Here is a 26,013-nt window from a genome sequence, read left to right on the forward strand (position 1 = left end):
GACCTAACCGGTCCCTAGCGTCGCTGCCATGACGAAGCCCATTCCCGGCGCACACGCCGTTCAGGACGCCCCCGCCACGCCCGCGCACCCCACGGATCAAGCCCTGCGGCCCTTCCGCGTGGACATCCCCCAACCCCAGCTGGACGATCTCCGCGCGCGGCTCGCGGGCACGCGGTGGCCCGACGAGTTGCCCGGTGTCGGCTGGAGCCGTGGCGTGCCGGTGGGCTATGCGCGGGAACTCTCGGAGTACTGGCGTACCGGGTTCGACTGGCGGGCCCAGGAGGCGCTGCTCAACTCGTACGAGCAGTGGACGACGACGGTGGACGGACAGAACGTGCACTTCCTCCATGTGCGTTCGCCGGAGCCGGACGCCACGCCGCTGCTGTTGCTGCACGGCTGGCCCGGCTCCGTCGTGGACTTCCTGGACGTCATCGGGCCGCTGTCCGACCCACGGGCGCACGGTGGCGACCCGGCGGACGCGTTCCACCTGGTCGTCCCGTCGCTGCCAGGGTTCGGTTTCTCCACGCCGCTGGCGGGCCCCGGTATGAACGCGGCGCGGATGGCCGGTGTTCTCGCCGGGCTGATGTCCCGTCTCGGCTACGGCCGTTACGGCGTGCAGGGCTACGACACCGGCTCCTGGGTGGCCCCCGAGATCGGCAAGCAGGCCCCGGAGCGGGTGATCGGCGTCCATGTGAACGCCATGATCGCCTTCCCGGTGAGCGCGGAGGTCGAGACGGACGGCCTCAGCGAGGTGGAGCAGCGGCGCTGGCAGGCCATGCAGGACTTCAACGACGGCTATCTGCGGTGCAACTCCAAGCGCCCGCAGACCGTGGCGTACGGCCTGACCGACTCGCCCGTGGGCCAGTTGACCTGGATCGTCGAGAAGTTCAAGGAACTCACCGACCCGGAGGACGGACTGCCCGAGGACAGTGTCGACCGGGACCGGTTGCTGACGAACGTCTCGCTGTACTGGTTCACCGGCACCGCCGCCTCCGCCGCCCAGGTCTACTACGAGGAGATCTCCGCGAACGCCTGGGCAGCGGACGGCGCTTGGGACGGGGCGGCGTGGGAAGCGGACGGGGCGAGCGAGTGGGCGGAGGCGGCCGGTGGTCATCGCGTGCCCACCGGCGTGCTCGTCTCCGCGCATGATGTGACGGTCCGGCGCTGGGCCGAGCGTGACCACCACGTCGTGCGGTGGACGGAGCTGGACCGAGGTGGTCATTTCCTCGCCCTGGAGGCGCCGGAGGCCCTGATCGCCGACGTACGGGCGTTCTTCCGGACGGTGCGGCGCGGCGGGACGGAGGTGCCGTCGGTCGCCCGCTGAGGCGACGAGGCGATGAGGCGATGAGGCGATGAGGCGATGAAGGCGGCTATCCGGCGGGCGGGTGGACCACGGTGATGCCGGCGAGGATGAGGGTGATCCCGGCGAGGAACTGCTCACGGTCGTCGTGCCCGCGCAGCTGGGGGGCGAGGGACCGGGTGAACGGGTACTCGTCGGGGTCGAGTTCCTCCCACGCCGTCGACACGGTGTCGAGGAACTGGTCGCGGTCCACGTCGGGCGGCAGTGCGCGGGAGCTCGCGCTGTTCGCGGCGTTCTGGCCGGCGGCGCCGAGGATGTAGTGCATCAGGGCCGAGGTCGCCGTGAACCAGCTGTCCTGGGGTACGCCCAGCGCGCGGACCTGCCGGCCGATGCTCTCGAAGAGGCGTGGCGCCACCGTCCCCCAGGGGCTGCGGGAGAGCTGCGTCGCCAGCTGCGTCGCGAGCCACGGGTGCTCCTCGATCGCGTCGAACAACCCGAGCGCGACAGCCCGGATCCCGTCGCGAGCCGCCCCCGGAAGCCCACCGGCCCCGAGCGCCCCAACCGCCCCAGTCGCCTCCGAGGCCTCTCCGCCCGCCTCGCCCGCCCCGGCCGCCCCCGAAACCGCCCCGCCCGCCACGGCGTCGGCGACGACCGCGTCCGTCACGGCGTCGAGCAGTTCCCCCTTGTTCTCCACATGCCAGTAGATCGCCCCCGGTCCGGTGGCGAGGCGCTCGCTCAGCGCCCGGAACGTCAGTCCGCCCTCGCCCGCCGCGTCGAGCAGTTCGATCGCCGCCTCGACGATGCGTTCACGGGAGAGCGCCTCTGTGCGCCGCTGCGACCGGCGCGTCCGCGTTGCCATGCCGTCATCTTGACATGCCTGGAGCGCTGTTCCAATGTTGGAACGCCGCTCCATGATGGAACGGCGTACCAGAACCGATCGCCACCTCGCGGTCGGCCGACTCGCGTGCGGAGGAACCACCATGACGACCACCACGCCCACCCCCGTCACGATCATCGGCGCCGGATTAGGCGGCCTCACCCTGGCCCGCGTCCTGCACCTCCACGGCATCCCGGCCACCGTTCACGAGGCCGAGCCCTCCCCCTCGGCCCGCGCGCAGGGCGGGCTGCTCGACATCCACGAGCACGACGGGCAGCGCGCCCTCGACCTGGCCGGCCTGACGGACGAGTTCCGCGCGATCGTCCTGGAGGGCCGCCAGGCGATGCGGCTCCTCGACACGGACGGGACCGTCCTGCTGGACAGGCCCGACGACGGCACCGGGGGCCGTCCGGAGGTCCAGCGCGGCGAACTGAGGCGGATCCTGCTCGACTCGCTGCCGGTCGGCACCGTCCGGTGGGGTCGCAAGGTGAGCGGCACCCGCGCCCTCGGCGAGGGGCGTTTCGAGGTGGCGTTCGCCGACGGCGACACCGTCACCACCGGTCTGCTGGTCGGGGCGGACGGCGCGTGGTCACGGGTCCGGCCCCTGCTCTCCCCCGCCGAACCGGAGTACGTGGGCACGTCGTTCGTCGAGACCTACCTGTTCGAGGCCGACACCCGGCATCCGGCCGCCGCGAAAGCGGTGGGCGGCGGGTTCATGATGGCGCCCGCGCCGGGCCTGGAGATCTTCGCCCACCGGGAGGGCGGCGACACCCTTCACGCTTATGTTGCGCTGAGCAGGCCTCAGGACTGGTTCGACGCCGTCGACTTCACCGAGGGCGACGCGGCCCTCGCGCGGATCGCACGGGAGTTCGCGGGCTGGGCGCCCGAACTCACCGCGCTGATCACCGAGAGCGACACCGCGCCGGTCCTGCGCTCCCACCACGCCCTGCCGACCGGCCACCGCTGGGAGCGGGTGCCGGGCGTGACCCTGCTCGGCGACGCCGCCCACCTCACGGCCCCCAACGGCGAGGGCGCCAACCTGGCGATGCTCGACGGCGCCGAACTCGGCAAGGCCCTGGCCGCGCACCCCGACGACATCGAGGCCGCGCTCACCGCCTACGAGCAGGCCATGTTCACGCGCAGCGCCGAGGTGCCCACCTTCGAGGGGGCCGATCTGCACAAGATCGACTCCGAGAACAACACGGCTCCCCGGCTGCTGCGGGCCTTCCTGGAGCACGAGAAGGACGGGCGGGGCTGAGCGGCCCGGTGCCGTTCAGCCCCGTACGCAGGTCGCGCCCGTCGGGCACAGCGAGGTCACCGCGTTGGTGACCGGCTCGCGGAGGTCGGTGAGGGAGGTCGACTCGGGGGCGCTGAAGCGGACGCCGTAGGGCTGGCCGTCGGGGGCCAGGAAACGGTGGTCGACGACCCGGCGGGGGCCGGCGCCGCTCTCGCCGTCGAAGCGGTAGACGACCTCGGAGTAGACGTCCTCCTCGGAGCGGTCGAGGACGCGGTAGCCGGGGAGTCGGGCGAAGCCGTAGTTCGCGTTCTCGGCATCGTCCATGGAGGCGGCGGGGCTCTCCTCCATGACCTCGAACAGCTGGAGGACCCGGGTACCGTCCGGGGACTCGTACGTCACGACCGCCGGCTTGCCCTCGGGCTGCTTCGCCGTGCGGGTCCAGCCGGCGGGGACGTCGACGGTGAAGCCCGCGGGGTCCTCGGAGCGCACATAGCCGGGCGCGGCGTCGGCCGAGGTCCCGCCGGACGCCCCGGACGTGCCCCCGCCACCGTCCCCGTCACCCCTCCCGTCACCGCTTCCGCCCGCGCCCCCGCTCGTGAATCCGCCCGTCCCCCCATCCACGCCGCCGGACGAGTCCTGGCCGGTGTCGCTGCCGCCCTTCGCGCCCGCCTCCGGGGCGGAGGGTGACGGGGTCGGCGAGGACGGGTGCGCGGCGGTCGTACGGTTCTTGGTGTCGCCGTCCGGTCCCACCAGGGTCCATACGCCGAGGCCGGCGCCGCCGCCCAGCAGGGCCGCGAGGGCGATCACCAGGGCCATACGCCACACGTTCACGGGTGCGGGCGGGTCCTCCACCCAGCGTCCGGTTGTCGGATCCCAGCGCGCCATCAAGTCCCCCTTGCCGTCGCGGGCGTTCACGACTGCGTCGACGCGCGTGCGCGTGAACGCGTTTGACGACGATAGCGGCGTAAACGCCGACAGGCCCCGTCCCGGGCGAAACCGGGACAGAGCCTGTGCGAGCCCGCTATGGGACCGTGACACCCCGCCTAAGGGGCGACGGCGGGGGCAACGGCGTGTTGGAACGGCTCAGATGAGGCCGAGCGCGCGGACCGCCTCGCGCTCCTCATCGAGCTCCTTGACGGAGGCGTCGATACGGGCGCGGGAGAACTCGTTGATCTCCAGGCCCTGGACGATCTCGTACTTGCCGTCCTTCACGGTGACCGGGAAGGAGGAGATGAGGCCCTCGGGCACACCGTACGAACCGTCGGACGGGATGCCCATGGAGGCCCAGTCGCCCTCGGCGGTGCCGTTGACCCAGGTGTAGATGTGGTCGATGGCGGCGTTGGCGGCGGAGGCGGCCGAGGAGGCGCCGCGGGCCTCGATGATGGCGGCGCCGCGCTTGGCGACGGTCGGGATGAAGTCCTCGGCGAGCCACTTCTCGTCGTTCACGACCTCGGCGGCGTTCTTGCCGGCGACCGTGGCGTGGAAGATGTCCGGGTACTGGGTGGCGGAGTGGTTGCCCCAGATCGTGAGCTTCTTGATCTCGGAGACCGGGACGCCCGTCTTCTTCGACAGCTGGGTCAGCGCGCGGTTGTGGTCCAGACGGGTCATCGCGGTGAAGCGCTCGGCCGGTACGTCCGGCGCGGCGGCCTGGGCGATGAGGGCGTTGGTGTTGGCCGGGTTTCCGACGACCAGGACGCGGATGTCGTCCGCGGCGTGGTCGTTGATGGCCTTGCCCTGCGGCTTGAAGATGCCGCCGTTGGCCTCCAGCAGGTCACCGCGCTCCATGCCCTTGGTGCGGGGGCGGGCGCCGACGAGCAGGCCCACGTTGGCGCCGTCGAAGGCGACGTTCGGGTCGTCCGTGATGTCGATGCCGGCGAGGAGCGGGAAGGCGCAGTCGTCGAGCTCCATGGCGGTGCCCTCGGCCGCCTTCAGCGCCGGGGTGATCTCCAGCAGGCGGAGCTTGACCGGCACGTCCGCGCCGAGCAGCTGGCCGGAGGCGATGCGGAAGAGCAGGGCGTAACCGATCTGGCCGGCCGCGCCGGTGACGGTGACGTTCACGGGAGTGCGGGTCATGGCGTTCTCCGTATGACAGCTGGCGGTGGGGCGTCCCTGCCCCGGACGTTTGATCGATCTCTTGGCGTCAAGAGAGATCGGTGGTCAGGCTATCGCGCATCCAGGATCCCCGACGGCCGGGTTCGTGTGGCCCACCACACACGGCCCGCCCCTGGCGCGCCGACCCAACAAGAAAAGGCGGCCGCCGGGTCCGAGGGGGGGGTGGACCACGGCGGCCGCCGGTGGGGGTGCCGGGCCGGGAGAAACCAATCTCCCGGGCGGGCCGGACTCCCGTGGGGGTACCTTCCGCCTGCCCAGACAACCGGAAGGCATGCCCCCCGGTTTCCGACTACTTTGAGGACGCCCGTGATCACTCCCGGTCACGGAATCGGAGGGGGTTGCCCGTCCGGGGGCGTGGCCCGTGGGGGTTGCCGTTCGGGCGCGAGGCCGGCCCGTCGACCGTCCCGCCTCCCGGCCGCCGACCGCGCGCGTGCGGCACGCCCGAGGGCGGCCCGTCCCGGCCCTCCGGAACCGCCTTCAACAGCCGTCCAGGACGGCCTCTCTGAGGCTCGTGGGCAAGAGCGGCAGCCGCCCCGCCCGTCGGCCGGGCACGCCAATCGCCCGACACCTGGGCCGGGCAGCGCCCTGCGCCGCCCGGGCACCCTGTCCGCCAGCCGCTCTGGTCCCTCAGCCCATCCGGCCCCTGGCCCCGTCGGTCCCCTCAGCCCCGTCCGGCCCCGTCGGCCGCTCAGCCCCGTCCGACCCGGTCGGCGGCTCAGCCCCGTGCGCCCCGTCGGCCCCTCAGCCCATCCGACCCCGTCGGCGGCTCAGCCCCGTCCGACCCGGTCGGCCGCTCAGCCCCGTCCGGCCCCGTCGGCCGCTCAGCCCCGTCCGGCCCCGTCGGCCGCTCAGCCCCGTCCGGCCCGGTCGGCGGCTCAGCCCCGTGCGCCCCGTCGGCCCCTCAGCCCATCCGGCCCCGTCGGCCGCTCAGCCCCCTGCACCCCGTCGGCCGCTCAGTTCGTGCAGCCCTCCTCGCCCGTTGCCAGGGTCACGCATGCCGTGGCGTCGCCCGCGTCCTTGACCGCGACCATCGACGTGTACGCGATGTTCTCGCCGGGCTCCGCGACCGCCGCTGTCTGCTTGACCTTGCCGGCCGTCACGCGCACCTTGTCGCCCTGGGCCGCCAGCGTGATGCGGGCCCAGGCCGCGCGGCAGTTCTCGCTGTAGCGGACCTCTACCCGGGCCGTGCCGACGGTGGCCTCGTCCGCGGTCTTCACGACACCCGTCGTGCACCCCATGGTCTCGGGGTCCTTGCCGGTGCAGTCGGCCCCCGCGCACTTGACGCCGGCCGGGAGGTCGGGGTCCGCGCCGGCCCCGGTCGAGGTGTTCGCCGGCGGCTTGTCATCGGCCTCGCTCCCGCCGTCCCCCTGGGTGAGGAAGAACGCCGCCGCGATCACGACGAGCGCCCCCACGGCTCCCGCGAGGAACATCGTCACGCGCCGCCCGGCCCCCGAGTCGCCGCTGTCGGGACGGCCCGTGCCGCCCGGCGGCGGACCGAAGACACCGGACGGAGCCGCCGCGCCACCACCCGCGCGGGCCGCCGACGCCGAGGACGCCGAGGACGCCGAAGAGACCGACGGGGTCGGCGGAGTGGACGGCGTTCCGGCCGAACCCGAGGCGGACGAGGGCGAGGCGGCACCCCAGTTGACGCGGGGGGCACTCGCGGCCGCCCCCGGCCCGCCGCCGTACCGCGACGACGAGGAAGAGGAAGAGGAAGAGGAAGAGGACGACGAGGCCGAACTTCCGTGCGACGGACGGGACGTGCGCTCCTCCGCCGGTCCCCGCGGCTGCGGCGGAACCGTCGGCGAGACGCCCGCCGGACCCGCGATACCCGGTGTCGCCGTCACGCTCCGGCCCGCCCTGGCGTTCTGGCCGCCCTTGACGATCGCCTGGCCCCCGGTCTCGCCCAGCGCGGCGCGCGCCTGGGAGATACGGATGGCCTCCATGGTCATGTCGTGGCGCATCTCCGAGCGGCTCCAGGCTCGCTCGGCCAGCTCCCACATGGTCGTCAGATGGACGGGGTTGGTGCCGGTCACCTCGGCCAACGCGACGATCGCGCCCTTCGGCGCGAGCAGTCTTCCGTTGAGATACCTCTCCCATGACGTCTTGCTGTAGCCCGTACGGTCGGCCACCGCGGCGATGCTCAGCCCACCGCGGTCGACGAGTCTGCGCAGCTGACTCGCGAACTCCTTGACCTGTGGATCGAGTTCATCCGGCAAGGCCCTCCAACGAGGCATTGATTCCCCCCTCTTCCCCCCGAGCGTCTCTGTCCATGCCCCCCGTGCCGACTATCCGTGTGCCGCGCATGATGCCCTCGCTGATCCTGGTCCGTGACCGAGCCCGAGCCCGAGCCCGAGCCCGAGGCCCTCTTTCGCACCCCGTTCTGGCCTACCCATGGGGATGCGCCCGGCCGGGATGCCAGTTCCCGAAAAAAGGGGCGTGCGGGAGCATTTCGGGCTGGGCGCACCCCCTCGCGCGCCCCCCGCCGGTCCGTGGTCCAGTGTCCCACCGCCATCCCGGCCTTCCGGACGGAATGACAGATCCCCGCGCGGGCCGTCCCGGACCGTCCCAAAAGCTCACGTTAGCCCTGGCGCCGAACCGATCGTCGGTAAATCCTCGAACTCGTCAGCACATCGACCCGATCACCACACAGACACGGCCACTCGCGTCGAACACGGTTACGGGAGTGGCACCGGCGTCCTGTGCGTCGGTGACGGTCGGACGGTCATTCGCAAGGTCGTAGCGGGACCAGGGGGATCACATGCAACTCAAAGCCAGGCTGCTGCTCGCGGCCGCCGCCGTGACGGCCTCGGCCGGGCTCGCGCTCGGTGCCGCCGCTCCGCTCGCCACGGCCTCCGGGCCGCGTGTCGTCGACGGTTCGGGCGCCGCGTACAACGACTGGGGCGACGAGGGCACGCTGTCCGTGAACAGCCACTCCAGGAGCAACGCGACCCGGCTGTGGCAGAGCGTGCTCTACGCCGACGGCGCCAAGTGGAAGGACTCCGGCGGCACTCTGCACACCTTCACCCCGTGGGACATCGACGGGGTCTTCGGCTGGAAGACGCGCTCGGCGACGAAGTACTGGCAGGCGCGGGAGGAGTTGGAGGACATCGACGGCATCGTCGGCCAGGAGACCTTCGGGCAGGCCGACGGCTTCCTCGACGGGCCGTACGCCGATGGCCTCGTCACGTACACGGGCACCGTGAACCAGGTGACCTTCAAGCGGCTCGACGGGAAGTACTACGTCCGGGTCGGCTCGAAGTGGAAGCTCGCCGCGTACGACTGGCGCAGTTGAGGTCGGGGCGGCCCGGCGGAACCGCACCATGCCGCCCGGCTGCCACCGGATGGCCGCCCGGCTGCCACCGGATGGCCGCCCGGCTGCCACCGGATGGCCGCCCGGCTGCCACCGGATGGCCGCCGGGCTGCCGCCGGGTTGCCGCGGAGCTGCCGTCCGCCCTCGTCGAGGGGCCGTCACGACAGTGTGGCGGCCCCCAGCAGCGCGGCAACGACGAGGACCAGGGCGGCGAGGACGGCGAGCGCGGCGTAGAGCGCGACACGGCCCGGCCGGCGTGGCGCCGGATCCTCGGCCGGGGCGTCCCACCAGGGCAGCGTGGGGTCGTCCTCGTACGCCTCCCCCTCCGCCGCCCCCGCGCCGGCCGACGACGGGTCCGGGAGCACCGCCGGTGCCGGCGGGCGCGGCCAGACCCGTACGGCCAGCTCCCAGCGCACCCCGAAGCGTTCGGCGTCCTCCCCGGCGACCTTGCACAGGGCGACGACGGCCTGGCGGGGCGGGGGCTGGGTCGCGTTGAGGTAGCGCTGCCAGGAGGACTTGCTGTACGCGGTGCGCGCGCCGAGGGCGACCAGGCTGAGCCCCGTGCGGTCCTTCAGCAGCCGCATCTGCTCGACGAAGTGCTGCACCTCCGGGGGGAGTCCGTCCGGCAGCGGCTGCCAGGCGCTCATCGACTGCCTCCTGGGCTCGGTCGGGGGTCTGAGCAAGTGACGACGACCGTGTGCGGACCGGTTCCCGTCGGCACGGTCACCGGCTCGGGCGCGTGGGGCGACGGCAGGGCGTGCCGGAGCGCGAAGGGCGCGCGGCGGGCTTCGGGGGTGGCACGCACGCGAAGATGACCTGCGGGTGCCGGCGTCGTCGCCGGGTGGGGACACCTCGGCGGAATTGTCACTTCCGTGCCACAGCGGGTCGGCTGCTGTTGAACGGGGCGTTCGCCGTGCACGAGGGTGGATCGCGACGGCGGTCCGTCCTGACTCGGGGGAGGGGACGGGCCGCCGTCGCGCGTCCGGTCAGCCGGTCTCGTCGCCGACGGTGAAGTGCAGGGTGTCCTTGAGGAAGGGGATCTCCAGCAGCGGCTTCGGCTGCGCCATCAGCGCGAGGAGCACGATGGCGGAGCCCAGCGCGATGTACGTGACCATGTCGGTGAAGCGGGAGCGGACGGCGAGCATGCCGACGTCCGGGACCAGCCAGCGCAACAGCGCCCCCGCCAGCAGCGCGGAGCCGATCAGGATCGTGCCGAGCCGGAACGCGTCGAACGCGGTGAGCAGCAGGCCGAGGCCCACGGTGCAGAGCACGGCGAGGATCGGCCACTGCCGGGCGGGCGCGGGCGCGTCCCGGGGGGCGGCCCGGCCGCCGCCCTCGGGCCGGGCGGTGTCCCGGGTGAACATCGGGAAGCGCCGGGTGACCCGGACGGGCTTGCCGTCGGCGTCGGGCGCGCTGATGGGATCCCGCACCTCGATCTCGTCCGGCGCGCCACCCGTCACCGCCGTCCCACGCTGCTCCGTCTCCCTCACACGCCCCGACATCTCCACCCTCTCCGCCCCACCCGACGCCACGGCGGCCCCGTCCGACGCACTCGACCTGGCCGGCGCACTCGACCTGGCCGGCGCCTGCGGCTCGCCCGGTGTCGCCGATCCGGTCGGCTTCTCCGACGTACCCGGTGCGTCCGGCGTGCCCGGCGCGCTCGACGCACCCGCTGTCCCCGACCCGGTCGGTGTCCGTGGCGTGCTCGGCTCCGCCGATGCCCAGGGTGTTCCCCGGACCTCGGCCTTCCCCGGCGCCTTGTCGTCAGCCGGCACTGCGCTCCGCCGCCTCGACCACGTTGACGAGCAGCTGGGCCCGGGTCATGGGGCCCACGCCGCCGGGGTTGGGGGAGATCCAGCCCGCGACCTCGGCGACGCCGGGGTGCACATCGCCGACGATCTTGCCCTCGGCGGAGCGGGAGACACCCACGTCGAGCACGGCGGCGCCCGGCTTCACGTCCTCGGGGCGGACCAGATGCGCGGAGCCGGCGGCGGCGACGATGATGTCGGCGCGCTTGAGGTGGGCGGCCAGATCACGCGTGCCGGTGTGGCACTGCGTGACCGTCGCGTTCTCGCTGCGCCGGGTCAGCAGCAGCGGCATCGGGCGACCGATGGTCACGCCGCGGCCGACGACCACGACCTCGGCGCCCTTGATCTCCACGCCGTAGTGGCGCAGCAGGGTGAGGATGCCGTTCGGGGTGCAGGGCAGCGGGGCGGGCTCGTTCAGGACGAGGCGCCCGAGGTTCATCGGGTGAAGGCCGTCGGCGTCCTTGTCGGGGTCCATCAGTTCGAGGATGCGGTTCTCGTCGATGCCCCGGGGAAGGGGAAGCTGGACGATGTAGCCGGTGCAGGCGGGGTCCTCGTTGAGTTCCCGTACCACCGCCTCGATCTCTTCCTGGGTGGCGGTCGCGGGCAGTTCGCGCTGGATGGAGGCGATGCCGACCTGCGCGCAGTCGCGGTGCTTGCCGGCGACGTACTTCTGGCTGCCGGGGTCTTCCCCGACGAGGATCGTGCCGAGGCCGGGCGTGACGCCCTTCTCCTTCAGCGCCGCCACGCGGGCGGTCAGATCGGACTTGATCGCGGCTGCGGTGGCCTTGCCATCGAGAATCTGGGCGGTCATGGGCCCAATCTTCGCGGATGACGGCCCCCCGGTTCCAATCCGGCCGCCCATCGGACACCCGCGGCCGGTCCGCCGCCTCGTCAGCCGCCGATCCGCCGCCTGGTCAGCCGCCGGTCTGTAGCCGGGTCATCCGCCCGGTCTGTAGCCAGGTCAGCCGCCCGGTCGACTGATCGATCCGCTGGGCGGTCCGCTGGGCGGTCCGGCGGTCGTCGGTCGTCGGTCGTCAGCCGACGAAGCGCCGGCGTTCGCGAGGGGTTCGCTAGGGGTTCGCGGAGGGCTCGCACACGCCCCTGCGGGAGCCCTCGACGAGGGCGTCCCGCCGTGCCCCGGCCACCCCGCCACCCCCCGTCCGACAAGATCGGATGTGTTGCACTTGCACAACGTCCCCGGAATCCGGCTGGACATCCGAGCGGGCGTATAAAACGATTGGGCCACAGTGCCGCGGGCACTGCCGGGGGGCGTGACCACAACAGAGCAGGGCATTCCTCCGACCCGTGCCGCGCGTCCCCGCACAAGGCAACGGAGGAGACCCGCCATGAGCTTCGGTGACCCGAACAACCCCTACGGCCAGCCCCAGCAGCAGCCGTCCCAGGGCTATGGCTACCCGCAGCAGAACCAGCCCCAGCAGCCCGGTTACGGCTACCCGACCGCCCCGCCGGTCTCGCAGGGGTACGGCGGCGGGTACCCGGGCGGCGCGCCCACGACCATGCCCAGCACGGTCGGCGCGGCCCGCGTGATGCTCTGGGTCATCGCCGGTCTCCAGGTGATCGGCGTGCTGCTGTACGCGATCGGCGCGGTGGCCATCAGCGCGGCGAGCGACAGCGCCGAGGACCCGGCGCTGCAGGACGCGCTCGGCAACGTCCCGGTCGGCATGATGTGGGCGATCGCCGTGTTCGCCGTGGGCTGGCTCGTCTACGCGATCATGCTCGCGGTGAAGTTCAAGAGCGGCGGCAACGGCGTACGCGTCGCCGCGCTGGTCTTCGGCATCATCACCGCCGTCCTGAGCATCTACCCGTTCTTCCTGATCGGCCTGGTCCACCTGGTGCTGGGCATCCTGATAGCCGTCTTCGCCGGCAACGCCAACGGCAAGGCGTGGTTCAACCGCCCGCGCTACTGAGCCGCCGAGCCCACGAAGGGCCGTACCCCGTCCCAGGGGTACGGCCCTTCGGCGTTGGTCCGCGGACACCGCCGAACAGGGCTCGACGGCCGTGCTCCCCCAGCCGCGTCGAGGTCCGGGAACGCGCGGGGGCGCGCCGCGTCGAGCGGCGCGCCCCCTACTGCTCCGCCGTCCGGCGGACAGTGGCTGTGGCTGTGGCTGTGGCCGTGTCAGTGGAAGAAGTGCCGCGTCCCCGTGAAGTACATGGTGACGCCCGCCTTCTGCGCGGCCTCGACGACCAGTTCGTCGCGGACCGAGCCGCCCGGCTGGACGACGGCCTTGACGCCGGCCTCGGTGAGGATCTCCAGCCCGTCCGGGAACGGGAAGAAGGCGTCGGAGGCGGCGTACGAGCCCTGCGCCCGCTCGGCGCCGGCCCGCTCGACGGCGAGCTTCGCGGAGTCCACACGGTTGACCTGGCCCATGCCGACGCCGACCGAGGCGCCGTCCTTGGCGAGGAGGATCGCGTTGGACTTGACCGCGCGGCAGGCCCGCCACGCGAAGGCCAGCTCGGCCAGTTCCTCGGCCGAGAGGGCCTCGCCGGTCGCGAGCGTCCAGTTGGCCGGGTCGTCGCCGTCGGCCTGGAGCCGGTCCGTCACCTGGAGGAGGGCACCGCCGTCGATCGGCTTGACCTCGGCGGGGTGGGAGGGCGCGGCCGGGGCCTTCAGCACACGGATGTTCTTCTTCTTGGCGAGGGCGTCGAGGGCGCCCTCCTCGTAGTCGGGCGCGACGATGACCTCGGTGAAGATTTCGGCGACCTGCTCGGCCATCTCCTTGCTCACCGGCCGGTTGACGGCGATGACCCCGCCGAACGCGGACAGCGGGTCACAGGCGTGTGCCTTGCGGTGCGCCTCGGCGACGTCCGCGCCGATCGCGATGCCGCAGGGGTTGGCGTGCTTGATGATCGCGACGCAGGGCTCGTCGTGGTCGTACGCGGCACGGCGGGCGGCGTCCGTGTCCGTGTAGTTGTTGTACGACATCTCCTTGCCGTGCAGCTGCTCGGCCTCGGCGAGGCCACTGCCCGTGCCGTCGACGTAGAGGGCCGCGGGCTGGTGCGGGTTCTCGCCGTAGCGCAGGGTGCTCTTGCGCTCCAGGGCGGCGGCGATGAACTCGGGGAACGGCGAGTCGTCGGCGGGCGCGTAGGCCGAGGCGAACCAGGAGGAGACGGCGATGTCGTACTCGGCGGTGTGCCGGAAGGCCTCGGCGGCCAGCCGCTTGCGGGCGGCGAGGTCGAAGCCGCCGTCCTTGACGGCCGTCAGGACGTCCGCGTACCGGGCGGGGCTGGTGACCACCGCGACCGACGGGTGGTTCTTGGCGGCGGCGCGCACCATCGACGGGCCGCCGATGTCGATCTGCTCCACGCACTCGTCCGGGGTGGCGCCGGAGGCGACGGTCTCACGGAACGGGTACAGGTTCACGACGACCAGGTCGAACGGCTCCACGCCCAGCTCGGCGAGCTGGCGCCGGTGGTCCTCCAGGCGGAGGTCGGCGAGGATGCCCGCGTGCACCTTGGGGTGCAGCGTCTTGACCCGGCCGTCGAGGCACTCGGGGAAACCGGTCAGCTCCTCGACCTTGGTGACGGGGACGCCGGCGCCGGCGATGCGCCCGGCGGTCGACCCGGTGGAGACGAGCTCCACGCCCGCCTCGTGCAGGCCACGGGCGAGCTCCTCGAGCCCGGTCTTGTCGTAGACGCTGACGAGCGCGCGACGGATGGCCCGCTTGCCGCTCTCGGCCGTGACAGTGCTGTCGGCGGTCACTGGATAACTACCTTTCGTCCCTCAATGCGATAGCCGTTGCGGGCGAGCCGCCCCACGACATCGACGAGCAGCCTTCGCTCGACTTCCTTGATGCGCTCGTGCAGAGCGCTCTCGTCGTCCTCGTCCCGGACCTCCACCACGCCCTGCGCGATGATCGGCCCGGTGTCGACGCCGTCGTCGACGAAGTGGACGGTGCAGCCGGTGACCTTGGCGCCGTACGCGAGCGCGTCACGCACACCGTGGGCTCCGGGAAAACTGGGCAGGAGGGCGGGGTGCGTATTGACGAACCGCCCGCCGAACCGGGCGAGGAACTCCTTGCCCACGATCTTCATGAACCCGGCGGAGACGACCAGATCCGGCTCGTACGCGGCGACGGCCTCGGCGAGCGCCGCGTCCCACTCCTCGCGGGTGCCGTGGTCCTTGACGCGGCAGACGAACGTCGGCAGTCCGGCGCGCTCGGCCCGGGCGAGCCCTTCGATGCCGCCGCGGTCGGCCCCGACGGCCACGATCTCGGCGCCGTAGGCCTCGACGCCGGTCGCCGCGATGGCGTCGAGCAGCGCCTGGAGGTTGGTGCCGGATCCGGATACCAGCACGACGAGGCGCTTGGCCACGGGCTTGGCGGCCACGGTGGGACCCTTTCTGCGGTTCTGGTCCCGTGCGGGTGCGCACGGGTTCCTGGGGGCCGCTCCACGGTCGTGCGGAGCGATCCGGCCCACCGGACCCGTACTTGTACATTCATACGAATGCGTTACATCCCCCGATACGGGGAAGTCTACGAACCGGCCGACCGTCAGCAACGATACCGGCACACCCGGCGGCCCCCGTGGGACGGGGGCGTGGCCGGAAGGTAGCGTCTGCCGGGAGCGGGCCCGGGAAGGCGGTCGGGAACGCGGCCGGTGTGCGGGGCGTTCACGAAGTGACAGCTCACGCCGTACCAGCCGAATCCACCGCCGGACCCGGCACGCTCAAGCACCGTGTTCAGCCGACGCCGTCGACGCCGTCGACACTGACCAGTTCACCACTGTGTCCACCGCCGCCGTATCACCGCCGTATCGCCGTCGTATCACCAAGGGGAAGACGCACTCCTGATGCCGGACCGCAGCCTCCGCCTTCCTTCGCTCCTGCTGCGCGAGCGGAGCTCCTCTCCCACGCCTCCGCGCGAGAGCGAGGACGCCGCCGAGCGTCCCGGGCAGCCGGGGTCGTCCGGGTCCGGTGGTTCCTCCGGTTCCTCGGGTTCTTCCGGTTCTTCCGGTTCTTCCGGTTCCTCCGGTTCCTCCGAGGACAATCCGTTCGCGCCGCCTCCGGAGGGCGCGCCCGATCGGCCGTGGCAGCCTCGGCGACCCGCGGGCGGCCAGGGTTCCGACGGCGGTCATGGCGGGGGTGGTCACTCGCCGTGGGGCAGTCAGTGGAGCGACCGGCAGCCCGGCCGCTCCACCGGTGGGCATTTCGGTGAACGTCCCGGTGGCCAGGGCCAGGGCGGTCCCGGCGGTCCGGGGCAGGGCCAGGAGGGCGGTCCGGGCGCCGGAATGCGCTGGGACCCGACCGACCCCGCCCAGCGTCGCGCGCGGTACGCGCTGCTCTCCGGGATGTGGGCCTTCTTCTTCGCCCTCTTCGCCTGGCCGTACGTGGCCCTGCTGCTCGGCTCGCTGGCCCTGTACTGGGCGATCAGCGCGTTGCGCGCCAAGCCGCGGACGCCGGACCCCGACGCGCCGGCCCGCCCCGAGGTGAGCGGCCGCCCCCAGCGGACGGCGGCCATCAGCGGCCTCGTGACGGCCTCGCTCGCCCTGACCGTCGTGATCGCCACGTTCACGACCCAGTTCGTGTACCGGGACTACTACACCTGCGTGAACGACTCCCTCACCACAGCCTCCGAGAAGTCCTGCAAGGAACTCCTCCCGGAGGGTCCGGTACGGGACATGCTGGGCAGCGCGCAGTAGGCGGCGACAGCGGGGGCGAACGGCGGTGAGGGCGGGGCTCAAGAGGCCTGGTCGGGTGCCTTCGCCCTCGTCGGCTCGCCGGGGCCGAGGGGAGTGTGGGGCTGCGCCGCCACCGGCCTCCGCCTCGGCCTGGAGAACCACGAGGGCAACGGCAGCGCCCCGGCTCGGAGCCGACGTCGGCCCGGACGCGAGGAGCGGCTTGGCTTCGAACGCGGTTGCCCGGCCTCAGGGGCGTCCGTGAGAGACCGGTCCGGGTGATCCGCCGCCTCGGTACGGTCCCCGGCACCCCCTTCGTGGAGCGGGCGGTCCGCGTGGCCTTCGGCCGTGGAGACAAGGGCGGCCAGCGGCAGGTCCGCGAAGCGCTCACGCGGTGCCGCCGCATCCAGCGCCTCCTCCAACGCACGCGGAAACACGGCTGGCCTCGACGAACCCGGCCCCACGACCACGGTTCCTCGCCTCCGGTCCAGCCCGCCCGGTTTCCTCATCGGCCGCGTCCGCTCCGCTCGTGCCTCCTTGCGGCGGAACAGGCCACCTCTCGTCGCGGTCCGCTCACCCGCGCGACCTTCCGCCGAGGACCGCCGCACGGTCGTGATGACCGGGCCCGCGCCCCGGTACGCGCCCGAGGGCTTCCCGTGTGCGCGGGCGCGCCACCAGCGTGACGAGAGGGCGACGGGCAGGGCGGCGGTGGCCACCCAGGCGCCGGCCGCTCCGCCGGTCTGCCACCACAGGGGGCCGAAGTGGCTGAGCGCGGCCACTCCGAGGGGGCCGCTCGCGAGAATGGTCAGCAGCGCTACGGCGACGGCACACAGGGCGGCGGCGACGAGGGCGGCGGCCGCGGTACGGCGCATGGACCACGGAGCGCCCCGTTCGGCCGCGGCCCGCGCCCCCGTGAACCACCCCACGGTCACCCCTGCGGCCAGCGGCACCACCCCCACCGCCCAGGTCAGCGCCGTACCGCCCCCCGTCGGCACCGCCGCCAGCAACGGGAACGGCGGCAGCGGAGCGGCCGGCGCCGGCGCCGTCACCGACAGGGGCGCCACGACGTACCCGGAGCTCAGGACGAACCCGGGCCCCAGCGCATAGGCCGCCGCCCACACCGCCGCGTTCGGCAGCAGGGCCGCACAGAGCATCAGTACGGCGAAACGACCCGACCACCCCTCGGCGAGCTGCGGGAACGACCCGCGAACCGCGTCACCGTGCCCCACCAGGGAAACCGCGACCAGCAGCGCCCCACCCCCGACCAGCGCCAGCGCCCCCGCCCCGGCGGCCCTCCCCGCGGCGGTCAGTACCTGCCGTCGGCCTTCCGGCTCCAGCGCGGCCCCGAGGGGCGCGGGCAGGGGCAGCCGGGGGCGCCCGCATGCCGCCCACACCCCTGTGCCCGCCGCGAGCGCCGCCACGGCCGGTACGCACATCACCGCCCACCACCACGAGGGCCGCAGCACACCACCCGACGCGTACAGCGTGGCCGCGCCGCCGACGGCCGTGTAGCCCGTGACGAGCCCGGCCCAGGTCGCCCGCACGTCGGCGCCGCGACCGTCCCCCGCGTGGTCGCGGGCCGAGCGGTGCAGCAGGACCAGCGGCAGGCCGAGCAGCAGGAGTGGGACGAGACCGACGGGGGCGGGGTCGCCGGAGAGCGTGTCCGTCCGGATCAGTTCCACACCGTGGGACAGCAGCCACAGGGCCGCCGCCACGTGCAGGGCCCCACCGGGCCCGCTGTCCGGGTACGGCGAACTGATCCACAGCACCATCACCAGCGCCACGAACGCCCCGAGACCGAGCCCCGCCGCGAGGATTCCGCCCAGCATCCCGGTGACCAGTTCGGACGACCGGCGGCGCGTCCGGCCGAGCGACGACGACAGCGCGGACAGCGGCGGCAGGTCGGCCGGGGAGGGCGGGGGCGGTGCCGACCGGCCGTGCGGGGAGGGATGGTTCGATGCGGTGGACGGGTCGTTCGGGTCGGTCACGTGCGTCACGTCCGCCATGCTCCCAACGACACGCGCTTTACCCGGGTAACAGGGGATTTGCGCACGTGTCGCCCACTATGTGGTTATGTGCTTTCTCGTGCGCGGTACGGGTCTCCCCCAGCGGCGGAGGCCGGGGAGCCCGGCCCGGCAGGGTTTCCAGCAGGGTTCCGCACCACGCGAGTGCCACCGGTGACCGAGACGCAGGCGCCCACCGATGCCGAGGCCGGGCCCGCCGCCGAGGCCGAAGCCACATGTGCCGTCGGCGCCGCGGGTGAGGCCGGGTGTGACGCCGACTCCACCGGTGAGGTCGAGTGGTATCAGCAGCCGCTCTCCACAGACGCCGAGGCCGCCGCCGATCCGGCGCTCGCGCCCCCGCCGCTGACGCCCGCACAGGCCTTCGACGCCCTCTACTCGTACTGCGCCCCCACCCTCGTACAGCAGACATATCTGCTCACCGGGAGCCTTCGGCAGGCGCGCGACGCGGTCGAGCGGGCCTTCCAGCAGGCTTGGCAGCGGTGGCCGGAGGTGGCCGTGGACCCGGACCCGGCCGGGTGGGTGCGGGCGGTGGCCCACGACTGCGCCCTCTCGCCCTGGCACCGACTGCGTCACCGCCTCCCCGTCCCCTTCCGCGGCCGGGAGCCGGGACCGGCACCCGCATCGGCGTCGAAGTCGGCGGATCCGACCGGGCGCGCCCTGCTCGCCGGACTCCAGAACCTGCGGCCCCCGTACCGCCGCGCCCTCGTCCTCTACGACGGTGTGGGCCTGGACCTGCCGGAAACGGCCGCCGAGTCGGAGGCCAGCACCCCGGCGACGGCGGGGCGTGTGCGGTACGCGCGCGCGGTCGTCACCGCGTGCCTCCCGGAACCAGCCACGCCGGACGACCTGCACCGGCTGCTGACCGAACTGGCGGCGGACGTCCGGCCCCGGCCCACGCGGCCGATCGTCCTGCGCACCAGGGCCGACCTGCGGGCCCGGCGCTGGATCCACGCCGCCGTCGTCTTCGCCAGCGTGCTCCTCACCACCACCGCCCTGACCCTCCGCACGGCCCCCGACCGCTACGAACCGCCGGTCCCCCCGGGCGCCCCGGTGAGCGGCGTCCCTCCGCAGGCGGTGCCCGGCCCCCTCTCCCACAAACAGCTCAAGCTGCGGTCCAAGCTCAGAGCGGCGATGGCCGCGGGGCCCGGACGCCTGCACCCGGAAGCCAGGTGAGGCCGGCCCCGAGTCGGTCATGGACAACGCGACGGGCCCGTACCCCACGCAGGGGTACGGGCCCGCTCGACGTTCAGCCGGAGCGAGTGCTCAGCACTCAGCACTCAGCCCTCAGCACTCGGCGTTCAGCCGCCGAGGATCTCGCGCGCCAGCTTCGCCGTCTCGGTCGGGGTCTTGCCGACCTTGACACCGGCGGCCTCGAGGGCCTCCTTCTTCGCGGCGGCCGTACCGGAGGAACCGGAGACGATGGCGCCGGCGTGGCCCATGGTCTTGCCCTCGGGCGCGGTGAAGCCCGCGACGTAGCCGACGACCGGCTTCTTCACGTTCGCCTTGATGAAGTCGGCGGCACGCTCCTCGGCGTCGCCACCGATCTCACCGATCATCACGATGAGGTCGGTGTCGGGGTCGGCCTCGAACGCGGCGAGCGCGTCGATGTGCGTGGTGCCGATGACCGGGTCGCCACCGATACCGACGGCCGACGAGAAGCCGATGTCACGGAGTTCGTACATCATCTGGTACGTCAGCGTGCCGGACTTCGAGACAAGACCGATGCGGCCCGGCTTGGTGATGTCACCGGGGATGATGCCGGCGTTCGACTGACCGGGGGTGATCAGACCGGGGCAGTTGGGACCGATGATGCGGGTCTTGTTGCCCTTCTCGACCGCGTACGCGTAGAACGCGGCGGAGTCGTGCACCGCGATGCCCTCGGTGATGACGACCGCGAGGGGGATCTCCGCGTCGATGGCCTCGACGACGGCGGCCTTGGCGAAGGCCGGCGGCACGAAGAGGACGGATACGTTCGCGCCCGTCTTCTCGATCGCCTCGGCGACGGTGCCGAAGACCGGGATCTCCGTGCCGTCGACGTCGACGGTCGTGCCCGCCTTGCGGGGGTTCACGCCACCGACGATGTTCGTGCCGTCGGCCAGCATGAGCTTGGTGTGCTTCATGCCCGTGGCACCGGTCATGCCCTGGACGATGACCTTGCTGTCCTTGTTGAGGAAGATAGCCATGGCTGTGTGTCCTCGTCCCTTACTTCGCAGCCGCGAGCTCGGCGGCCTTGTCGGCCGCGCCGTCCATGGTGTCCACGCGCTGGACCAGCGGGTGGTTGGCGTCGGAGAGGATCTTGCGACCCAGCTCGGCGTTGTTGCCGTCGAGACGGACGACGAGGGGCTTGGTGACTTCCTCGCCCTTGTCCTTCAGGAGCTGCAGCGCCTGCACGATGCCGTTGGCGACCTCGTCGCACGCGGTGATGCCGCCGAAGACGTTGACGAAGACGGACTTGACGTCCGGGTCGCCGAGGATGATCTCCAGGCCGTTCGCCATGACGGCGGCGGAGGCGCCACCGCCGATGTCGAGGAAGTTGGCGGGCTTGACGCCACCGTGGTTCTCACCGGCGTACGCGACGACGTCCAGGGTGCTCATGACGAGACCCGCGCCGTTGCCGATGATGCCGACCTCGCCGTCGAGCTTGACGTAGTTGAGGCCCTTCTCCTTGGCGGCGGCCTCCAGCGGGTTGGCCGACGCCTTGTCCTGGAGCTCCTCGTGCGAGGGCTGACGGAACTCGGCGTTCTCGTCCAGGGAGACCTTCCCGTCAAGGGCGATGACATCGCCGGAGGCGACCTTCGCCAGCGGGTTGACCTCGACGAGGAGCGCGTCCTCGGCGACGAAGGTCTTCCACAGGGTGACGAGGATGTCGGCGACCTTGTCGGCGACCTCGGCCGGGAACTTCGCGTCCGCGACGATCCGGCGGGCGACCTCGGGGGTCACGCCCTCGTTGGCGTCGATCGGGGTCTTGGCGACGGCCTCGGGGCGGGTGGCCGCCACCTCCTCGATCTCCATGCCGCCCTCGACGGAGGCGATGGAGAGGAAGGTGCGGTTGGTGCGGTCGAGGAGGAAGGAGACGTAGTACTCCTCGACGATCTCCGGAGCGGTCTCGGCGATCATGACCTTGTGGACCGTGTGGCCCTTGATGTCCATGCCGAGAATGTCCGTCGAACGGGCCACGGCCTCGTCCGGGGTGGCGGCGAGCTTCACGCCGCCGGCCTTGCCTCGACCACCGACCTTCACCTGAGCCTTGACGACAGACTTGCCGCCCAGCCGCTCGGTGATCTCGCGCGCCGCCTCAGGCGTGTCGATGACTTCACCGGCCAGCACCGGTACACCGTGCTTGGCGAAGAGGTCCCTCGCCTGGTACTCGAACAGGTCCACGCGCTTCCGTCCCTATCAGTGATCGCGGTTCGTTGGATGCGTGGGCGTGCCGCGAAGGGCAACGTGACGTCCGCCGAGAGTCACTAGGGAGGCGCACACGGTGTCCGAGCGCGCGGCATGTCCGTCTCGCAGGTTATCGCTGCTTCCGGGAGCCCTCTAAATCGCGCGTCACACCTGAGCGGTGATACCTGTCACATGATGCCGTGCTCACTGGCACGGCGTGCCGAATGTGAGCCGCATGTGCGCCGGATTGCGGGGCCTCACCGGGCTGGGGTGCGCCCGGTGAGGCCCCTTTCCGGGCCCTTCCTCGACTCGGGGAAGGGCCCGTGGCGGGTGATCGTCTCCCCAATGAGGACCACCCGCCCCTCTCCGCCGGCATCCACCCGAACCCGACCGACGGCTTTCGGCCGTCCGGGTCTCCACCGACGGAGAGCAGCACTGGAGCAGCGCTGGACCAGCGCTACGGGCCGGACGCGTTCACCCGGCCCTCCCGCGCACCGGCCGAGCGGCACGATGCACGGGGCACGGTCACCGTCCGCGCGGGAGGTAGCCCGGCGCGGTCGAGTCGGCGAGGGCCTCGACGCCGGTGACGGCGTTGCCGACGAGCGGTGTGCCGGTCGCCCGGACGGTCCCGGTGAGGCCCTCGGCGAACGGGGCGACCTGCCCGGCGACCGGCCCCACCTCGCCCGCGACACCGTGCGCGAAGGGAGTGACGTCCTCCACCACGCCGTACGCGAGGGGCGTGACGCCGTCGGTCACCCCGTGGGCGAAGGGCGTCACGTCGCCCGTGACCCCGTCCGCGAAGGGGATGACGTCGTGCGCTACGCCGTGGGCGAGGGGGACGACGTCGTGCGCGACGCCGTACGCGACGGGAGTGGCGTCATGCGCGACGCCGTACGTGAGGGGCGCGGCGTCGCCTGCCACACCGTCGGCCAGGCCGGTCGCGCTCCCGGCGGCACCGTCGGCCACGGGGTGGACGTAGCCGACGGCCACGTCCACGACGGGCTGTACGGCACCGACCGTGCCCTCCGCGAAACGCTGCGCGGAGCCGGCCGCGCCCTCGACGAAACGCTGCACGGAGCCGGCCGTGTCCTCGGCGAACGGATGCGCGGCACCGGCCGTGCCGTCCACGAACGGCCTGGCCTCCTCCGCGACCGACCGACCCGCGAACGGCGCCGCGTCCTCGGTGACCAGCCGCCCGGCGAAGACCGCGGCGCCATCGATGACCCGCCCCTTCACGAAGGCGGCTGTGCCGTGCGCGACCACCTGCTCCGCGAAGGGTGCGATCCGCTCCCCGGCCAGGCCCGTCGCCAGCGGAGCCGCCCCGCCGACGGCACCCTCCGCGAACGGCGTCACGTCCCCGGCGACCCCGTACGCCACCCCGCCCGCGTCCCGGACCGCCTGCCCGGCGACGGGCAGCGCCCCGTCCACGGCGGTGCCCGCGACCGGCGGAAGCGCCGCGTCGGTCGTGCCGTCGACGGCGTACGCGGCGACATCCGACGCGTACGGCGGTACGTCGGCCACGACCTGCCCGGCGAGCACGGAGACGTCACCCGCGACCCCGTGCCCGAGCCCGTGGGCACCGGCCAACGCCTGGCCGGCGAGTGCGCCGGTACCGGCGAGGGTTCCCTGTGCCACGGCGGTGGCGTGGGCGGTGGTCGTGCCGGTCAGCGCCGTGACGTCGTCGGCGGCGCGGCCCGCCACCGGGGTCGCACCGTCGACAGCGGTGCCGACGACCGGGGGCGTGACGGCGGTGGCCGTCTCGTCGACTACCGGGGTGACCGTGTGGGTGACGGCTGCGGGGACACGTTCGGCGGTTCCGGTGGCAGTGACACGGGCACTCGCGACCGTGCCGACCGCCGTCGTGCGGATGCCCCCGACCCTGCCCGTGATGTGGGCCGGGACCGCGGTGACCGCGGACTGGGCGGCGTTCGTGGTGGCGGTGGCCTGTGCCCGGGCGTGGCCGATCGGCGTCGTGAGGCGGGTCCGGGCGCAGTCGGCCGTGCCGTGGGCCGTGGTGCGGGCGGCGGCCGCCGTGCGGTCCGCGCCGGTGGTCACGGCAACCACCTTCTGCCGCGCCGTGCCCCGGGCGACGTTGCCGGTGCTGCCGTGGAGCCGGGTCTGAGCGGCGGCGAGCGCCTGCTCCAGTTCGGGGGCGAATGCGGCCAGCGGGCCGAAGAGGTAGTCGATCTCGTCACCGGGGTGGTGGAGGTCGGCGGCGGTCGCCCGAACGGTGTCGACGCCGAGGTCCGTCGTCGCGGTGGTTGCCGCGACGCGGCCCGAGGCCTTGCCCACGGTGTGCGGGACGTCGCCGTCGACGTAGCGGCGCGCCTGGTCTGCGGCCCCGACAGGCGCAACGGGCGCGACGTCGGCGGTCCTCTCCGCCCGCGCGGAGATGTAGCCGGTGACGGCCCCTTCCACGTCGCCTGCCTGGGACTTGACCCCGGCCGTGGTGTCGGCGACCGTCCCGGTCACACCGCTGACCTCGTCGGACGAGGTGACGTCCGAGACGGCGGTGACCCCGGCAAGGGCGCCGTTCACCGTGCCGGTGACCGTGCCCAGAGTGTCCGCGACCGTGCCGCCGGCGTTGCTGTCGGCGGCGTTCGTGTCGGCGGCGTCCGTCTCGGCGGCGTTCGTGTCGGCGGCGTCCACGTTCACGTCGGGCACGGTGACCGCCGACGTGTGCAGTTCGTCCGCGCCGGCGGCGGTGGAGCCGAGCGCCCACGCGCCGGTGACACCGGCGGCTATGACGATGGAACGGCGGATGTTCTTGTTCATGCGTACGTCAGTTCCTTCAGGATTCCGAGTCGTGGGAACCGGAGGGGAACCGCGACCGGTGCCGCCGCTTTCGTTGCGGTCCCGTGAGGGGGACCGGCGGCCGAGCACCCGGCGTCGTCGCCTCCGTCGCTGTGACGGGGCCGCGGTACTGGTTCCGTGGGGTTTCGTCCGGGCCTCCGCGAAAGGGAGGGACGTTCCGGACGGAGGGCGGAGCTGTCACGCCCCCGCTCAACGAGTGCGGCGGGGGAGAACGGCGGCCTGCCCTACCCGGGGAACTCGGGGATGTCCCGGTGCCGCTCCCGGGTCCCGTCCGCGACATCGGCCGCGGTGGCGCCGGGCGCGAGACTCAGCGGCGCCCGGTGAAGAGAAGTGACGGCGTGGGGCTCGGCGTGACGCGGCCCGCCGTTGTCGACCGCGGAGTGCCCGCCGAGGGCACCCGTGGGTACACCGCCGGGGGCCCGCGGCTCGACCGTCCGCCCGGCACGCGCCTCCCCGGCCCCCGCGTCACGGTGGGGCGCCGCCACGGCGGCCACGTCACCGTCCCCGACGAACGGTCCGTGCACGGCACGAACTGGACCGACGTGCCGCTCACGGCCGCCGTCCACATCTTGGCCGGCCTCCTCGGGCCGCATCGCGCCCGGCTCCCGAGGCGTCACCTCGACGGGCAACGTCTTCCCCGGCAACGCGGGCACGCCAGGCAACTCGGGCAGCTCAGGCACATCCGGCCACTCGGGTGCGTCCGGCCACTCAGGAACCCCCGGCCATCCGGAGCCCTCGGGCCACGACGGCATCTGAGCCTCCCGCGGGAACGACGCCGCGTCGCCCAGCCCTCCGGCCACGGCACCCACGACATCCCCGACCGGCCGCACCACGTCCTCAGTGACGGGCCGCAGTACCTCGTCAACGACCGGATCCGGATGCGCGACGTCCCGGCCGACCGGCCGCACGACGTGCTCCGCCACGGGCCGCACCGCAACTCCCTTAACCGGCCGCACCACTTCCCGCGCGACTTCCCGCACGACCGGCCGCACGGCTTCCCGCACGACCGGCCGTTCCGCATCCGGGGTCACCGTCTCGACGTTCTGCCCACCCGACGACGTCACCACGTCATCGACCACGCCGGTGGTCTCGACAGGACCGGTGTCCGCAGATCGCGAAGCAAGCGCACTCGTGCCGACCGCAGCCGAAGTCGTCGTCCCTTCCGCCGCGTTCGCGCGGCCCCCGCAGAGAATCCCGAGAACGAACAGTCCACCCACCACGAGCAGCAGCCGCACCGCACGGCGCCCGGTGGCTCCGCGCAACACGCGCGGGACGGCACCGGCACCGGGAAGTGCGGCTGCTGAAGTCAAGACGGGGAGGTTCCTCCCGTGCGGCGGTACTACGGAGTACGGGGTGGAGATGCGAACACCCGTGTGAAGGCTGTGAAGCGCTTCCGATCCTCGCACGCACCGCCCGTCGCCACGCAAGCCCCACGTCACCGATGCACTGTCATGTCCGCTTTTCTACCTCCCCTGCACGGTTCCTCGCCTAGAAGGCTGATGAAGATCTT

The 26,013-nt window shown here is 72.9% G+C and carries 20 protein-coding genes; 6 read left to right on the plus strand and 14 right to left on the minus strand.

The genetic code is table 11. The features are described 5' to 3' along the window. The first annotated feature begins 28 nt into the window (after window positions 1–28). Window positions 29–1,324 carry an epoxide hydrolase family protein gene (locus tag SMA5143A_RS15730; RefSeq protein WP_107463538.1) on the plus strand — a complete coding sequence of 432 codons (1,296 nt, stop codon included), beginning with the start codon at window positions 29–31 and terminating at the stop codon, window positions 1,322–1,324. Between the two features lie 46 nt (window positions 1,325–1,370). On the opposite strand, the gene SMA5143A_RS15735 is transcribed toward SMA5143A_RS15730, so the two are convergent. Then, window positions 1,371–2,159: a TetR/AcrR family transcriptional regulator C-terminal domain-containing protein gene (locus tag SMA5143A_RS15735; protein WP_107463539.1), complete on the minus strand. Its 789-nt coding sequence runs from the start codon at window positions 2,157–2,159 to the stop codon at window positions 1,371–1,373. A gap of 121 nt (window positions 2,160–2,280) precedes the next feature. Here SMA5143A_RS15735 and SMA5143A_RS15740 point away from each other — a divergent pair, with 121 nt between their 5' ends. Further along, window positions 2,281–3,435: an FAD-dependent oxidoreductase gene (locus SMA5143A_RS15740; protein WP_107463540.1), complete on the plus strand. Its 1,155-nt coding sequence runs from the start codon at window positions 2,281–2,283 to the stop codon at window positions 3,433–3,435. 15 nt (window positions 3,436–3,450) lie between these two features. Here the strand turns inward: SMA5143A_RS15740 and SMA5143A_RS15745 are convergent, their stop codons facing one another. The 3 genes from SMA5143A_RS15745 to SMA5143A_RS15760 all read right to left on the minus strand — a co-directional run bounded on the left by SMA5143A_RS15745 (window position 3,451) and on the right by SMA5143A_RS15760 (window position 7,763). Next, the gene (locus SMA5143A_RS15745; RefSeq protein WP_107463560.1) at window positions 3,451–4,299 is read right to left on the minus strand and encodes a hypothetical protein; all 849 of its coding nucleotides are present in this window, start codon (window positions 4,297–4,299) and stop codon (window positions 3,451–3,453) included. A gap of 198 nt (window positions 4,300–4,497) precedes the next feature. Beyond that, entirely contained in the window at window positions 4,498–5,487 is a 990-nt protein-coding gene (locus SMA5143A_RS15750) for a malate dehydrogenase (RefSeq protein WP_107463541.1), read from the minus strand. Between the two features lie 992 nt (window positions 5,488–6,479). Continuing rightward, window positions 6,480–7,763, minus strand: coding sequence for a helix-turn-helix domain-containing protein (locus tag SMA5143A_RS15760; protein WP_181361870.1), 1,284 nt, complete (start codon window positions 7,761–7,763; stop codon window positions 6,480–6,482). A 524-nt stretch (window positions 7,764–8,287) separates the two neighbouring features. On the opposite strand from SMA5143A_RS15760, the gene SMA5143A_RS15765 reads away from it, so the two are divergent. After that, window positions 8,288–8,821 carry a peptidoglycan-binding domain-containing protein gene (locus tag SMA5143A_RS15765; protein WP_107463543.1) on the plus strand — a complete coding sequence of 178 codons (534 nt, stop codon included), beginning with the start codon at window positions 8,288–8,290 and terminating at the stop codon, window positions 8,819–8,821. 176 nt (window positions 8,822–8,997) lie between these two features. Here the strand turns inward: SMA5143A_RS15765 and SMA5143A_RS15770 are convergent, their stop codons facing one another. From SMA5143A_RS15770 to SMA5143A_RS15780, 3 genes are all read right to left on the minus strand, one after another. After that, on the minus strand, window positions 8,998–9,486 hold the full coding sequence (locus SMA5143A_RS15770) for a helix-turn-helix domain-containing protein (protein WP_107463544.1): 489 nt from the start codon (window positions 9,484–9,486) through the stop codon (window positions 8,998–9,000). Between the two features lie 339 nt (window positions 9,487–9,825). Beyond that, window positions 9,826–10,341 carry a DUF3017 domain-containing protein gene (locus tag SMA5143A_RS15775; protein WP_107463562.1) on the minus strand — a complete coding sequence of 172 codons (516 nt, stop codon included), beginning with the start codon at window positions 10,339–10,341 and terminating at the stop codon, window positions 9,826–9,828. Window positions 10,342–10,603: 262 nt separating this feature from the next. Further along, window positions 10,604–11,458, minus strand: coding sequence for a bifunctional methylenetetrahydrofolate dehydrogenase/methenyltetrahydrofolate cyclohydrolase (locus SMA5143A_RS15780; RefSeq protein ID WP_055521975.1), 855 nt, complete (start codon window positions 11,456–11,458; stop codon window positions 10,604–10,606). 535 nt (window positions 11,459–11,993) lie between these two features. Between SMA5143A_RS15780 and SMA5143A_RS15785 the strand changes: the two genes are divergently transcribed. Next, on the plus strand, window positions 11,994–12,575 hold the full coding sequence (locus SMA5143A_RS15785; protein ID WP_107463545.1) for a hypothetical protein: 582 nt from the start codon (window positions 11,994–11,996) through the stop codon (window positions 12,573–12,575). Window positions 12,576–12,784: 209 nt separating this feature from the next. Here the strand turns inward: SMA5143A_RS15785 and purH are convergent, their stop codons facing one another. Together purH and purN are read right to left on the minus strand one after the other, a co-directional pair. Further along, a complete protein-coding gene (purH, locus tag SMA5143A_RS15790; protein ID WP_099969625.1) occupies window positions 12,785–14,368 on the minus strand; it encodes a bifunctional phosphoribosylaminoimidazolecarboxamide formyltransferase/IMP cyclohydrolase in 1,584 nt (527 codons plus the stop codon). Continuing rightward, window positions 14,365–14,994: a phosphoribosylglycinamide formyltransferase gene (gene purN / locus SMA5143A_RS15795; RefSeq protein ID WP_055521971.1), complete on the minus strand. Its 630-nt coding sequence runs from the start codon at window positions 14,992–14,994 to the stop codon at window positions 14,365–14,367. The genes purH and purN overlap by 4 nt, the downstream gene beginning before the upstream one ends. Window positions 14,995–15,456: 462 nt before the next feature. Here purN and SMA5143A_RS15800 point away from each other — a divergent pair, with 462 nt between their 5' ends. Next, window positions 15,457–16,305, plus strand: coding sequence for a hypothetical protein (locus SMA5143A_RS15800; RefSeq protein ID WP_107463546.1), 849 nt, complete (start codon window positions 15,457–15,459; stop codon window positions 16,303–16,305). 38 nt (window positions 16,306–16,343) lie between these two features. Here the strand turns inward: SMA5143A_RS15800 and SMA5143A_RS15805 are convergent, their stop codons facing one another. Continuing rightward, on the minus strand, window positions 16,344–18,182 hold the full coding sequence (locus tag SMA5143A_RS15805) for a cell division protein PerM (protein WP_375136492.1): 1,839 nt from the start codon (window positions 18,180–18,182) through the stop codon (window positions 16,344–16,346). Between the two features lie 276 nt (window positions 18,183–18,458). Here SMA5143A_RS15805 and SMA5143A_RS15810 point away from each other — a divergent pair, with 276 nt between their 5' ends. Next, entirely contained in the window at window positions 18,459–19,478 is a 1,020-nt protein-coding gene (locus SMA5143A_RS15810) for an RNA polymerase sigma factor (protein ID WP_258193547.1), read from the plus strand. 125 nt (window positions 19,479–19,603) lie between these two features. On the opposite strand, the gene sucD is transcribed toward SMA5143A_RS15810, so the two are convergent. From sucD to SMA5143A_RS43870, 4 genes are all read right to left on the minus strand, one after another. Next, window positions 19,604–20,488: a succinate--CoA ligase subunit alpha gene (sucD, locus tag SMA5143A_RS15815; RefSeq protein ID WP_055523184.1), complete on the minus strand. Its 885-nt coding sequence runs from the start codon at window positions 20,486–20,488 to the stop codon at window positions 19,604–19,606. Window positions 20,489–20,507: 19 nt separating this feature from the next. Further along, window positions 20,508–21,686 (minus strand): ADP-forming succinate--CoA ligase subunit beta, encoded by a 1,179-nt coding sequence (gene sucC, locus SMA5143A_RS15820; protein ID WP_107463547.1) that lies wholly within the window; start codon window positions 21,684–21,686, stop codon window positions 20,508–20,510. Window positions 21,687–22,214: 528 nt separating this feature from the next. Then, a complete protein-coding gene (locus SMA5143A_RS15825; RefSeq protein WP_181361871.1) occupies window positions 22,215–24,464 on the minus strand; it encodes a hypothetical protein in 2,250 nt (749 codons plus the stop codon). A 263-nt stretch (window positions 24,465–24,727) separates the two neighbouring features. After that, entirely contained in the window at window positions 24,728–25,426 is a 699-nt protein-coding gene (locus SMA5143A_RS43870) for a hypothetical protein (RefSeq protein WP_258193548.1), read from the minus strand. Between the last annotated feature and the right edge of the window lie 587 nt (window positions 25,427–26,013).

Source organism: Streptomyces sp. MA5143a (assembly GCF_900290235.1).
GTDB lineage: Bacteria > Actinomycetota > Actinomycetes > Streptomycetales > Streptomycetaceae > Streptomyces.